The organism is Enterovibrio makurazakiensis (assembly GCF_050336585.1).
GTDB lineage: Bacteria > Pseudomonadota > Gammaproteobacteria > Enterobacterales > Vibrionaceae > Enterovibrio > Enterovibrio gelatinilyticus.
The window spans coordinates 26,650-39,406 of sequence record NZ_JAKJSE010000026.1; the positions used below are offsets into that span (position 1 = coordinate 26,650).

Annotated in this window: 11 protein-coding genes; 4 read left to right on the plus strand and 7 right to left on the minus strand. The window is 45.3% G+C overall.

Features of this window, described 5'->3' with window-relative positions; all coding sequences use genetic code 11:
- Positions 1-568 precede the first annotated feature (568 nt).
- On the plus strand, positions 569-1,603 hold the full coding sequence (gene gbdR / locus L4D06_RS19250) for a choline metabolism transcriptional regulator GbdR (protein WP_429740742.1): 1,035 nt from the start codon (positions 569-571) through the stop codon (positions 1,601-1,603).
- A 588-nt stretch (positions 1,604-2,191) separates the two neighbouring features.
- A complete protein-coding gene (locus L4D06_RS19255; RefSeq protein ID WP_274164599.1) occupies positions 2,192-2,878 on the plus strand; it encodes an SDR family oxidoreductase in 687 nt (228 codons plus the stop codon).
- 62 nt (positions 2,879-2,940) lie between these two features.
- On the opposite strand, the gene L4D06_RS19260 is transcribed toward L4D06_RS19255, so the two are convergent.
- The 3 genes from L4D06_RS19260 to L4D06_RS19270 all read right to left on the minus strand — a co-directional run bounded on the left by L4D06_RS19260 (position 2,941) and on the right by L4D06_RS19270 (position 5,933).
- Complete coding sequence (locus L4D06_RS19260; RefSeq protein WP_429740793.1) at positions 2,941-3,402, minus strand: Hsp20 family protein; 462 nt, start codon at positions 3,400-3,402, stop codon at positions 2,941-2,943.
- 671 nt (positions 3,403-4,073) lie between these two features.
- Complete coding sequence (locus L4D06_RS19265) at positions 4,074-4,838, minus strand: AraC family transcriptional regulator (RefSeq protein WP_274164601.1); 765 nt, start codon at positions 4,836-4,838, stop codon at positions 4,074-4,076.
- Positions 4,839-5,027: 189 nt separating this feature from the next.
- Positions 5,028-5,933, minus strand: a complete 906-nt coding sequence (locus L4D06_RS19270) for an AraC family transcriptional regulator (protein ID WP_274164602.1) — start codon at positions 5,931-5,933, stop codon at positions 5,028-5,030.
- Between the two features lie 265 nt (positions 5,934-6,198).
- On the opposite strand from L4D06_RS19270, the gene L4D06_RS19275 reads away from it, so the two are divergent.
- On the plus strand, positions 6,199-6,552 hold the full coding sequence (locus tag L4D06_RS19275) for a DUF6404 family protein (RefSeq protein WP_274164603.1): 354 nt from the start codon (positions 6,199-6,201) through the stop codon (positions 6,550-6,552).
- A gap of 143 nt (positions 6,553-6,695) precedes the next feature.
- Here L4D06_RS19275 and L4D06_RS19280 read toward each other — a convergent pair whose 3' ends face one another.
- The 4 genes from L4D06_RS19280 to L4D06_RS19295 all read right to left on the minus strand — a co-directional run bounded on the left by L4D06_RS19280 (position 6,696) and on the right by L4D06_RS19295 (position 11,269).
- On the minus strand, positions 6,696-7,544 hold the full coding sequence (locus L4D06_RS19280) for an ABC transporter permease (RefSeq protein WP_274164604.1): 849 nt from the start codon (positions 7,542-7,544) through the stop codon (positions 6,696-6,698).
- Between the two features lie 8 nt (positions 7,545-7,552).
- Positions 7,553-8,809, minus strand: coding sequence for an ABC transporter permease (locus L4D06_RS19285; protein WP_274164605.1), 1,257 nt, complete (start codon positions 8,807-8,809; stop codon positions 7,553-7,555).
- A gap of 71 nt (positions 8,810-8,880) precedes the next feature.
- Positions 8,881-9,969, minus strand: coding sequence for an extracellular solute-binding protein (locus L4D06_RS19290; RefSeq protein WP_274164606.1), 1,089 nt, complete (start codon positions 9,967-9,969; stop codon positions 8,881-8,883).
- Positions 9,970-10,156: 187 nt separating this feature from the next.
- Positions 10,157-11,269, minus strand: coding sequence for an ABC transporter ATP-binding protein (locus tag L4D06_RS19295; RefSeq protein WP_274164607.1), 1,113 nt, complete (start codon positions 11,267-11,269; stop codon positions 10,157-10,159).
- Between the two features lie 354 nt (positions 11,270-11,623).
- On the opposite strand from L4D06_RS19295, the gene L4D06_RS19300 reads away from it, so the two are divergent.
- Positions 11,624-12,613, plus strand: coding sequence for an ABC transporter substrate-binding protein (locus L4D06_RS19300; protein WP_429740743.1), 990 nt, complete (start codon positions 11,624-11,626; stop codon positions 12,611-12,613).
- Positions 12,614-12,757: the final 144 nt, after the last annotated feature.

Genomic DNA, 12,757 nt, shown 5'->3' on the forward strand with positions numbered 1-12,757 from the left:
AAGGCAGAGGCTCCGATGTGTAGCTGGCCTAGATGGGAAGTCGATAACACGCCGCCCAAAGGGTTCAACTTCGCGTCCCGTGCTAAAAGCGCTTTATGCTTTGTTGAGCGTATTTGCTTAGAATGCTAGGCGGCACACACCTCGCCTCGCCTAAAATGCTTTTAACTAGAACAAAATTTAACCACTAAAGATCGACAGACCCTCGTGATACGAAAGCGCCTTGAAACAAGTCAACATCAACGCGTTACAAGGCGCTAATTGCTAGGCGCAAATATGCAACTCATTGTCGCCTACACAGCAGAAAAATCATTACACGTCTAAACACATTGCTTTCACCCTATTTGACCCAACGTACTTCTTAACCGATATCTTGTGCCACAAATCGTCGTATTTTAGAGAATCACATCCTCAATTGAACATTTCTTTACTTTCCTATTTTACTTTTACATAGACCTCATCTACGCAAGGGAGAGAGGGCGCTGTTTCGTGCTGCTGAAACCTCTATGAACTGTAATTAATTCGAGTGAAAACGGTTATCGTTGTTACCCCATTTGGGAGGGATCCAACTATGGGCTCAGTATCCGCACTACCACAGATTAAAAAAATCGGCTTCTATCTTTGCAATGGGTTTACCATGCTGGCGATGGCTTCGGCTATTGAAGTGCTTAGAATGGCAAACCGACTCTCTGGCGAGAATCTATATGAATGGTTTACGTTAAGCGAAAATGGAGAACCCGTCTCCGCCAGTGACTCGCTCAGCATCAATGTTGATCACTCTATTTCATCCCCACGCGATATGGACATCGTCATTGTGTGCGGTGGTGTAGATATCGAACAGAATTATCCGAGGCAACTCCTAAGCTGGTTAGCCATGCAAGATAGAAAACATAAGACACTGGGAGCGATTTGCACCGGCAGTTATGTGTTAGCTAAAGCAGGTTTGATGCAAGATAAAGTCTGCTCTATACACTGGGAAAATCTAGCAGGTTTCCAAGAAGCGTTCCCCTCAGTCAGAGTCAGCAACAAACTGTTTTCCCTGGGTGAGAAAAGAATGTCCAGTGCTGGTGGTACTGCCCCTATGGACATGATGCTAACCATGGTAGCTAAAGAGCATGGCAACAAACTCAGCGCCGCCATCTCAGAAATGTTTATGTGCGAACGCGTCAGAAACAGTGAAGATGTTCAGAAGGTGCCACTTCGCAACCTCATTGGCACGGCTCAACCTAAGCTTCTGGAAACCGTGTCACTCATGGAAGCAAACCTTGAGGAGCCCTTTTGCATTGATGAACTGGCTGCATTAGTAGAGTTATCTCGACGACAATTGGAGCGCCTCTTTCAGCGCCACATTCAGTGCTCCCCTTCCCGCTATTATCTGCATCTGCGATTAAGCCGCGCGCGTCAACTGCTCAATCAAACCAACTTATCGATCATCGAAATCTCGATTGCTTGTGGGTTTGTCTCAACACCTCACTTTAGCAAATGTTATCGGGACTACTTCGGCATTCCTCCGCGTGAAGAGCGTTTGGGGCTCAAACATAGCGACGTACCAACTGGCGTTCATGGAGCCGCCTTGGTCACAAGTGATGCCCAAATCGCCGTTTAACGACGTTCGACATAGCATTCGATCTGCGTCCACGTAGTTGTCGCCGCGCCTACCGCCCAGATATACCCAAGTGGCCTAAATATGCTCAATTTCAGGTTTCTTGGGTATTGTTATCATGGCTTTTTTAATTGAGATTCCATTGAGACTCACTTATTTAATCCGAGCTGTTTAAAAATTGACCAGCCATTGAAAACTTCTAGCTCACTCACATTCGATGCTAACAAAACTAGACGGTTTCGATATCGCAATAGGAAGGAACATGCATAGAAAAACCCGTGATAACACCGCTCTTTTTCGGTCAATGAATAAAGTCTTCACTGTTTAAACTCCTTGCCTTAACTGTCTAATTTCCCTCAGCTATAACATCGAATCATAAATGACATCTGTATTAATTAAATGTTACCCAAAGGGTTATCCACCGTTTCTGTGGGTAACTTTATTTGCGAAGCGTAATATACTGAACAATCATGACTATTTTTCTATTCAGAACAATTTGCGACCAAAAACATAGAACATACAGTGAAATTTTCCCGATTTCTCAATGACATATAACCTGTCTAAAACTGCAGGCAAACGGAGGGGATTGATATGAATACAGTTTTAATTACGGGTGCCGCAAGGGGTATTGGCCTAGAACTGGTGAAGCAATTCTTAGAAAGTGGTAGCCAAGTTTTTGCCACCTATCGTGGCAACACACCACCCGCCTCTTTGACTGACTTGCTGTCCACTAATCGACTCTCTCTCAGACCGCTAGAAGTGACAGACCAAAACAGCATTGATGCCTTGACTGCGCTACTGGAAGGCATCTCTATCGATATTATCATCAATAATGCAGGTATCATTGGACCGCAGGATCAGTCCTACCACAATATGGATGTAAAAGGCTGGCTTGAAACGTTCGAAATCAACACGGTTGCCCCGCTGATGGTAACCAATGCATTACTTCCCAATCTGGCCATGAGTGATTCACCACGAGTCATTACCATATCAAGCCAGATGGGTTCACTCGAGCGTGAAGCGAAAGGCATGATCGCGTACAGAAGTTCTAAGGCTGCGGTTAACAAGGTAATGCAGGTGCTTGCGTTAGAACTCAAAGAACAAAACATTACCGTTTGTCCTGTGCATCCTGGTTGGGTGAAAACCGACATGGGTGGAGACAACGCTGATATATCAGTGCAAGAAAGCGCACGAGGAATTCTGAAACTAGCAAGAAATATAACAATTGCAGATACAGGAAAGTTTTTCACATGGGAAGGGACAGAACACCCATGGTAAATCGGATTTAATTAATAGCGCCAATATGAATGGCGCTATTATATTTATTTTAATAAATACTGTTATGCAGTCATTTCTTTTTCAACATCAAAAACAGGCTTTTTATTTGTATTGATAGATACTGTTTTTGCTTTCATTGCTTCTGGAATAACTTTCAGGAGACTAATGGTCAACAAACCATTCTCCAAATCCGCGCCTGTGACTTCTACAAAGTCAGCAAGGTTGAATTTACGCTCGAAGGTGCGGTTAGCAATACCTTGATAGAGGAAGTTTTTGCCTTCCACTTTGTGCTTTTCACCACGGATTGACAACACTCCGCGCTCAACATTAATGTTAAGCTCTTCTTGTGTAAACCCCGCCACAGCAAGGGTTATCGCGTAGTTATTCTCTTCAAGCGATTCAATATTGTACGGAGGGTAACCACCCGCAGCACTTTCTGCGCGGAAGGCGTTATCCAACAATGACGCGAAGCGGTCAAAACCAACTGTGTTACGGTATAGCGGTGTCAAATCGATAGTTTTCATCATATATCCTCCAATGAAGCGATATTATTTATTTAATACTTGGGTTATCAAAAGTCGCACGAAAATCGCCACAACTTCCTCACCGATATATTTGGAGTCATACAATGTATCTTTCAAGCCCTTCAACGAAATTAATTCACCTAAAACCCTAACCCCATGAATAACAAAAACATTAATACAAAGAAAATTCGAGGAACCCATGGGGTAAACATATTATTAACATCTGTGTATTGGGACGGGGATTTCATATTTCAAGTAGCGATAATAAATTAATAGATAACGCTTTTCACGAGGGAATTTTTTAATGCAGACATACCGATTTTCCTCGTATCTTCCTCACAGACCCTGTGCATACACGTATTCAAACAAAGGGATTGCACAGCGCGTTTTGACTCAACATTCAAACAGCTAAATTTAGAAGCACACAGCACCCCCGCAACAAAAAGTCTCTCCAACTCATCAACGCCAATTTCTATCTGCACCTTTGGAGGTAATTCGCTGTCTGTTTCTCTTCTTTGCACATTGCTGTCTACACCAATGCGCCGGCTGGCATCTTTTGTTGGCCGCATTTGCTTTCTCCCCTCTAATATATATTTACATTAGATGAGAATGAATATCATTTCAATGAATTTACGGTGTAAATTTCAACCACGCGGGTGAGATCAAAGTGACTAAATGTAGCGTCTAGGCGTATCGCCCGTCATTTTTCGGAAGAAGCTAATGAACGCGCTGTCACTGGAAAAAGAGAGCGAGTCTGCCACCTCACACACTCTCGTACCTTCAGAGAGCCTTTCAATTGCTGCTTGCAAACGCCACTGTTGACGCCAAGATTGGTAAGGCATCCCCGTTTCTCTTGTGAAGATTCGGCTGATCGTTTTTGCGCTAGCGCCAATGTGAGTCGCCATATCAATTAAGTGCTCAGGCAGTCGCTTTCCTTCCATGACGTCAGTTAGCCAATCCGACAAACGACGATCTGTCGGAAGCTTCAACGAAAAATACTCCGGCTCTGCAGTATTAAGCTCTTCGCAAAACAATGACAAAATCGTCTGCTGCTCTTCTATCGATTTATCCCACTCCCAATAAGCCATACGCTCAATCAACTCACGAAGAAGGCCATTTACCGCAAATATTCTTATCTCTTGAGGAAGGCTAGATGAAACACTGCGATCGACGTATAAGGAGCGATAAGCAACGACATTTCTCATCACCGCAGAATGTTCAGTACCCGAAGGGATCCACGCCGCTCTAGATGGAGGTAATACACACCAAAAGCCATCAAGCCTTATGCTCATACACCCAGAAGACGCGAACAAGAGTTGGTGCTTCCGATGCCGATGTACACCCGCATCATGCTTACCCACTTGTGCTGCCACACCAACAATCAAGTTGTTGATCTGATCAGCATTGAATCTTGTTGTTTCGTTAATCTCTGCCATCTATACCAAACTTACCCTTAAAACTCGTGAATCAGTACGAGCATAGAGAGGCAATTGGTTTACTTTTCGTAGAAGAACGGTGAGATCAGGTTGTGTAGGGATTCAGTTCAATAAGTCAGATTGCAAACCTAAAGAATCGCCCGCAATACAGCGGGCGAGTAGAGACATAGCGATATATTCGGTGGGATCCTACACTTTTATCGCCGTACAAAAGCTGACATCAGCATGTTGTGTTTGTGGATCAAAGCTATGGTACAGCTCAAAACAAGGGCGATTATCATTTTCAAACCCTGATTCAATAACATCAGCCATAATGTCATCCCACGCAGAAGCGTATTGATTGAAATCCGTCATTGTCTTTCGCATCACACCGTAATTGCCTCCTGGAAAATCTTGAAGCTCAATCCCGGGCATCACGTCCGTATCCGCTGGCACCATTAAACAGATATCTGTTCGACACTTCTCTGCTGGGGTGATTTCAGGATTATCATGGTAGATAAAGATGCTAGTACAACCTGCCAGCCCTTTCGGCCCAGCCCATTGATAAAGTCGGCCCGCAGCCTCGTCATATCCTTCCCCATAAGGACCTGTGACACGAACAAAAGCCAAGGTTGCCGGTTCAAAAGTTTGCGTTTCCATATATTCACTCCGTTGTTTTGTGTTAGTGGAGCCAGTATATGGATAGCTATCATCGCCAGCGTTTCCAATCTTGCGCAAAGCGTGTCCAATCTTGCTGCTTCGAGATAACTCTGAAAATGCTGCTAAGTTGGGGCAATCTCTAAACGCACTAGGCGAAACCCCAAAATGTTGATTAAAGGCTTTTGCTAGGCTTTGAGAGGATGAAAACCCATAGTCCAAAGCCACATTCATCACGGGTTGTTTGTTCTTAAAGAGATCATCCGCAGCGGATTCCAGCCTTAAGCGCCGAATATAGTCAGCCAGTGTTTCTTTCTGTACGGCTTTGAATGTGCGATGAAAGTGATACGGGGACAAGTTTGCAAGGGCAGCCACCTCAGTGAGATTCAACGGATCATTGAAGTGTTTTTCCAAATAACGAATAACAGGGCGCAACCGTTTTTTATAGTCCACTTTCATCAATGCTGTCTCTTTTCTCGATTTAACAAACACGCACACTATCGAACACGTTTTAGCCAAGCAAGTTCAACCGCTTGAAATCTGAGCTACATCATTTGAAATTCGACACGCCACACGTCAATACTCTCTCAGCGTATAACATCGAGAAAATGCGGTGAAAAAACCAGCTCGACGAGAGCAGAGTCACCAAATAAGAGGACTTCGCTTCAATATGCAAATGGTTTATGTATAGTTCCGAACATTGAGTTGTAGACAGTGAAGAACCATGGATTTCGAACAACACTTAGATCGTGCACACCAAGTACTTCTAAAGAAAGGATTTTCTGGCGCGGCCATCAATCCCATCATCTACCGTCTTGCACGCAAGGTGGGTATCAAACTACCACCACCTCAATTCGCGCATTTTGGCGCGAACATTCTTGCAGGCACTTTGTGGTTTGGCACGCTATGGGGCGTCATCATGTGGTTTATGCAATGGCAAACACTGGGGGTTTCCCTAAGTTACGCCGTTAATGCATCACTGATCACAGGGATGTTCTTTGGTCTATTGATGTCGATTTGGTACAGAATTAGCGCAAAACGTAAGTCCGTCCCTAGCTGGCAATCGCTGGCTGAATAGATTGTCTGGTCTGCCAGCTATCTCATTTGGGGGAATGGATCGCTGGCAGATCAGCACTAAAAAAGCACGATGGCATCATCGTGCTTTTTATCTCTGCGAGACCTGTCCGAAAACAACTCACTAACACGACTAGAATCTGTCGCTTATTCTTCAATACCTCGCAATCGCGCACTGCGTCGGCGCAAAAACTCTAGCGTCGTCAGCAAAGCAATCGAAAGCACCACCAACAAGGTTGCCGCCGCGAGAATCGTTGGACTAATTTCCTCACGTATTCCCGACCACATCTGGATCGGTAAAGTACTTTGCTCCGGACCCGCAATAAACAACACCACGACGACCTCATCAAACGACGTGATAAATGCGAACAAGGCACCCGAAATCACCCCAGGTGTCACCAATGGCAAGACCACTTTAAAGAAAGTTGTCACTGGATTTGCACCTAAGCTTGCTGCTGCGCGAGTTAACGAGTGATCAAACCCGCTTAGTGTTGCGGTCACTGTGATTACCACAAAAGGGATCCCTAATGCAGTATGAGCCAATACAACACCCACATACGTGTGAGTAAGTTGGAAACGGGAAAAGAAGAAGAACATCGCAGCTGCCGATATAATCAGTGGCACTATCATTGGCGAGATCAAAATCGCCATGACCAAGTCCTTATAAGGCATGTAGCGGCTTGATAGCCCCAATGCAGCAATTGTCCCTAATACTGTCGCTAGAAAGGTCGAAGCAATCGCAACAATAATGCTGTTCTTAACGGCTGATTGCCAAGCATCCGAAGTAAAGAAATCTTCATACCAGCGCAGTGAATAGCCCGCGGGGTCGAAACTCAACATCTCTTGCGTGAATGTAAAATAAGGCTGAGCATTAAAACTTAGCGGTAAAATAACCAGCAACGGACCAATCAAAAACAAAAATATTGCTGCACAAATCACGCGGAAAACAACAAACCATACTTTTTCGCCGGTCGTCGCACATTCTGGTAATGCCATTGTTATCCCTACCCTAACTTCACGTTGTCGACGCCAACTAGACGGTTATAAAGCCAATACAAAATCATCACGACCACCAGCAAAATAGAAGCGATAGCCGCAGCCAAACCCCAATTCAAAGACGTTTGCATGTGGTAAGCAATGAAGTTGGTAATAAATGTGCCGGTTTGCCCCCCTACTAGAGCAGGAGTAATGTAGTAACCAATTGAAAGGATAAACACCAAAATCGAACCTGCGCCAATGCCTGGTAATGTTTGAGGGAAATAGACTCGACGGAATGCCATCGCTTGCGTTGCGCCCATCGAACGCGCAGCACGCATATAGCTTGGTGATATAGTTTTCATCACAGAATAAAGCGGTAAAATCATAAACGGCAGTAAGATATGCGTCATCGCAATCAAGGTGCCTGTTTGGTTGTAAATCATTTGGATCCGACTTTCGTCGTCTAACACCCCTGCTCCCACCATCAGGTCATTCAGCACGCCTTGCTGCTGCAAAATGGCAATCCAAGTTGCGGTTCGAACCAGCAATGATGTCCAAAATGGCAGAAGAACCAAGATCATCAGCATATTGGCTTTTTTAGGTGGCAAGTTAGCCAGCAAATACGCAATGGGGTAACCCAATAACAAGCAAAGGAAGGTGATAGACATGCTCATGTAGAGCGTGCGCCAGAACAGAGAGTTATAAATTTGCAGATATTCAGGTTGAGCAACAATGTCACCGTTGTCGTCATACCTAAGATCGACGGCATTAAGGTAGTAAGACAAGGTATAAGGCGATGACTCGCGCTCGATCAGTTTCCAAACACTAATATCCCCCCAGCGTTTATCCACTTTTACCATTGCTTCTTTGTATGGTCCATCCGTCATACGTTTTGATTTACGCGCCGATTTCATGATCAACGAGCGCATACCTGATTTCTCGTAGTTTAAACGAGAGGCAGCCTTACCAATATTTCTCGCTTCAGCGCCAATTTGTAAATCTGACACCAACGCGGCATACACTTCTTCACTCGGTAACTCGTTACCATCCCAGCTTTCAAGTGCCGCCGTGGTTTGCGGCAGATAAGTATGTACTTCTGGGTTTTCAACACTGCGTTGTAGCATGTCAAAAATAGGGAGCACGAAGGCGATGAGCAAAAACGCCAACAATGGGGCGACAAGCATAAAAGCTTTGATTTTATTGCGACGAATCGAGCGCTGTTGGCTCACGCGTAGTGATACACCGTCTGCCGTTTTAATGTCGTTGGCTGTACTTCCTTGCACCACACTCTCCCTACTTAACGAAACGCAAAAGGCAGGGATCGCGAAAAACGATCACCCGCCAATACTTCAATTTATTGCGCTAACCACGCATTAAAACGCTGAGCTAGCTCATCACCGTTATCCGCCCAGAACTCATCATCTTTCGGAATAGCCGTTGCGAAGTTAGGTCCGTATGTTGGCATATGTGGTTTCATGTCAATGCCAGTGTCCGCGTGCGTTGTCACCATAGCTGCTGAGGAGTTACGCGCTGGACCATAAGAAATGTATTTTGCTTGGTCAGCCAAACGCTGTGAGTCAGTAGCAAAGCGCAGATAATCTTTCACTTTGTCCATTTTGCCTTTTGGCACAACCCAACCGTCTAGCTCAAATACCTGACCATCCCAAATGATGTCGAACGGTTGTTTCTCGTTCACTGCAGCATTGAAGATACGGCCATTGTATGCAGAAGCAAACGCAACTTCTTTGTCCGCCAATAGTTGTGGCGGCTGTGCACCTTCTTCCCACCAAATAACTGAGTCTTTAATGGTATCGAGCTTTTTAAATGCACGCTGAACACCTTGCTCAGTACCGAGCACCTCGTAAACATCCGACGCTGGTACACCATCTGCAATCAGAGCCCACTCAAGGTTGTTAATTGGCTTTTTCTGAAGTGAGCGCTTGCCTGGGAAGTTTTTCAGGTCAAACACATCCTGAATCTTGCTTGGTTGATTGCCAGCAAACATCTCTGAGTTAAACGCAACAATATTGGAGTAAACAATAGAAGGGACGAAGCACTCACTCAGCGATCCAGCAAGGAAATCTTTGGTTGCCGCAGTACCATCAGGAGCAGCAGCCAATAAAACATCGTGATCAAGAGGCTCAGCCAAACCTTCATCACACGCAACAATTGCATCTGATGGAAGAATATCAACCAAATCCCATGTCACATTTCCAGACTCAACTTGCGCACGTAGGCCCGACAGGCCGTTTTGTGCTTTATCAATGTTAACAACTTTTTGACCAGTCTTCGCTGTCCATGGTTCGTGATAGGCTTTAGTCTGGCTTGCAGTATATGCACCACCCCAAGAAACAACATTGAGTGATTCTTCAGCAGCCATTGCCGTAGAAGCAACACCCGTAAAACCAGCCAGAATGGCAACATGTAACGCGAGTTTTTTCATTGTATTCATCCTTAATTCTTTCGCATATTGATGTCTGAGCAGGATAAGGACTCCACTTCTTAGCCTAAAATTAGGCGAAAGAAAAACGACGTTCCTGACTTGCTCAATCTTTTCCCGATCTTTATATCGTTTTCATTTCCGGCAGAGCATTTTCGTTTCAGCGCTAACGCACGAGCCTTTGTTGCAATTAAGAAGCATCGAGCGCTCTACAGTCATCTTGCGACCAACCAATACTGATCATGTCACCACGTCGCAAATCTGGGTGACCTTCGGCATTCGGCGTTTTAATAATAAACTCGTCACTGTCGCAGACCTTCACGCGAGTTCGCAGGTGATCACCGAGGTAAATAACTTCTTCTACCTTGGCATCAAAAATGTTGGGTAACGCCCCTTGCGCAGGGTTGATAACAATACGCTCTGGTCGTAAAGATAAAGTAGAGATGTCACCCGCCTTATTCACAGCAACAGGATTGGCGGTAATGATGTCGCCATTGGGGACTTGAACCTTGCAATGGTTGTCATCTAGCGACAGCACGTCACCTTTCAAGCGGTTGTTCTCACCGATAAACTGCGCAACAAACGCATTGGCAGGACGCTCATAAAGCTCTTCAGGTGTCGCCAATTGCTGCACAATGCCATCGTTAAATACAGCAATGCGATCAGACATCGTGAGGGCTTCAGATTGATCGTGGGTGACGTAAATCATGGTCACACCCAAATCTTCTTGAATGTGTTTGATCTCGTATTGCATCTCTTCGCGAAGATTTTTGTCTAGAGCACCAAGCGGTTCATCCATCAAGACCAACTCGGGTTCAAACACCAAAGCACGCGCGACAGCAACACGTTGCTGCTGACCACCAGACAAATGTGCGGGGCGACGATGACCAAATTCAGAAAGACGAACCATATCGAGCGCTCGCTTCACTTTCTTTTCAACATCGGATTTGGACATGTTGCGAACTTGCAAAGGGAACGCGAGGTTTTCTTCCACTGTCATGTGAGGAAAAAGCGCGTAGTTTTGGAAAACCAATCCAATGCCACGTTTGTGTGGCGGAAGTGTTTTGATCGGATTGCCGTTGAGAAAGATGTCACCATGGGTTGGCTGTTCAAAACCCGCCATCATCATGAGAACCGTCGACTTTCCTGATCCTGAAGGACCAAGCAGAGTGATGAATTCACCTTGCTCGATATCCATTTCGAACCCTTTGACCACCAACGTTCTACCATCATAGCTCTTTTGGATATTATCGAACTTTACGAAGGGAAATGGTGAATCCTTTGAATATTCATCCTGTTGCATCTCTCGAGCATTCCTTACACCTCTAAACAAACATAAGCGTATAACATGCCCGTAACATTGACCAAAACGCATACTGACTTGTGAGAGACTGATCAAAGCTATCTCATGCAAAAGTGCACTTCTCTCAACAAGAAAATCAACCAGTTAGCGTAATAAGATCACGTTTATAAACAAGGAGTAAACATCAGTTGCACCGCCTTTGCTATCCTGAACACAGATATACAAAATCACCTTACTTCGATTGTTGCGAGATATTATCGGTCAAAGCGCATCAAGTCGTGACTTCCCTCCCTACTCACGAAGTCTGTCAGCTATATGATTCAACTCTGTATTCTTTTGTTTGAGGCGATAAAAATGTTTGTACGGTTAACTCCTTTGGCTTTACTTGTTGCTCTGTCTCCGTTTGCACAAGCCGACGAATGTGGCGATGTCACCATTGCCGATATGAACTGGAATTCGGCGACGCTGATGGCACACGTTGATCAGTTCATCCTTGAAAACGGATATGATTGCAACGCGGAACTCGTTCCCGGCGATACCATGCCAACAGGCGTATCTATGACGGAAAAAGGAGAACCTGACATTGCGCCCGAATTTTGGAGCAACTCGCACAAGGACATGCTCCAAAAAGGCGTAGATGAAGGCAAACTTCGATTCGCTGGCAAAGCTTTTTCTGAAGGCGGCGAGGAAGGCTTCTGGGTACCGAAATACATGGTCGATAAGCATCCTGAACTAGCTACCATCGAGGGCATTAAAGCCAATGCAAAACTCTTCCCTCACCCAGAAGATGATACAAAAGCAGCATTCATGACCTGTCCTTCAGGCTGGACATGCCAGATCACTGCAGGACATCTGTTTGATGCTCTGAATATGGAAGAATCTGGTTTTGAGCTGGTTGACCCCGGCTCTGGTGCAGCGCTCGCTGGCTCTATCGCTCGCGCATACGACCGCGGGAATTCATGGTTAGGTTATTACTGGTCACCAACGCCTGTATTAGGTCGTTATGACATGGTCAACGTCGATTTCGGTGTAGAGGCAGATCCGGCGCACTATGAAAGCTGCATTACCCAAGAAGACTGCGAAAACCCAAAAGTAACGGCCTACCCGCCGTCGGCAGTGAATACCATCACCACAGAGTCTTTTGCTCAAGAATCACCAGCGGCATATGAATACATTTCTAAACGTGCCTACGCCAATGCCGACATGAGCGCCATGATGGCATGGATGGAAGAAAACCAAGCAGACGGAGAAATTGCGGCGTTTGAGTTCTTGGAATCCTACCCACATGTTTGGACCCAGTGGGTACCTGAAAATGTGGCAGATAAAGTGAAAAAAGCGCTGTAATACTCCTGAGGTGTTGGTGGCGAGGTTCGCGCCAAGATTTCGCCAACAATAAGCAATAATGCAACAAACAGATCAAAAAACGGCTTAAGGGATTATCCCTTAAGCCGTTCTTCATTATATGTATGAGTTTCATTCAACGACGAC

What these genes read in the sequence shown, in the direction of transcription:
- gbdR (WP_429740742.1), top strand. Translation starts at nt 569, where the DNA reads ATGGGCTCAGTATCCGCACTACCACAGATTAAAAAAATCGGCTTCTAT.
- L4D06_RS19255 (WP_274164599.1), top strand. Translation starts at nt 2,192, where the DNA reads ATGAATACAGTTTTAATTACGGGTGCCGCAAGGGGTATTGGCCTAGAA.
- L4D06_RS19260 (WP_429740793.1), bottom strand. Translation starts at nt 3,402, where the DNA reads ATGAAAACTATCGATTTGACACCGCTATACCGTAACACAGTTGGTTTT.
- L4D06_RS19265 (WP_274164601.1), bottom strand. Translation starts at nt 4,838, where the DNA reads ATGGCAGAGATTAACGAAACAACAAGATTCAATGCTGATCAGATCAAC.
- L4D06_RS19270 (WP_274164602.1), bottom strand. Translation starts at nt 5,933, where the DNA reads ATGAAAGTGGACTATAAAAAACGGTTGCGCCCTGTTATTCGTTATTTG.
- L4D06_RS19275 (WP_274164603.1), top strand. Translation starts at nt 6,199, where the DNA reads ATGGATTTCGAACAACACTTAGATCGTGCACACCAAGTACTTCTAAAG.
- L4D06_RS19280 (WP_274164604.1), bottom strand. Translation starts at nt 7,544, where the DNA reads ATGGCATTACCAGAATGTGCGACGACCGGCGAAAAAGTATGGTTTGTT.
- L4D06_RS19290 (WP_274164606.1), bottom strand. Translation starts at nt 9,969, where the DNA reads ATGAAAAAACTCGCGTTACATGTTGCCATTCTGGCTGGTTTTACGGGT.
- L4D06_RS19295 (WP_274164607.1), bottom strand. Translation starts at nt 11,269, where the DNA reads ATGCAACAGGATGAATATTCAAAGGATTCACCATTTCCCTTCGTAAAG.
- L4D06_RS19300 (WP_429740743.1), top strand. Translation starts at nt 11,624, where the DNA reads ATGTTTGTACGGTTAACTCCTTTGGCTTTACTTGTTGCTCTGTCTCCG.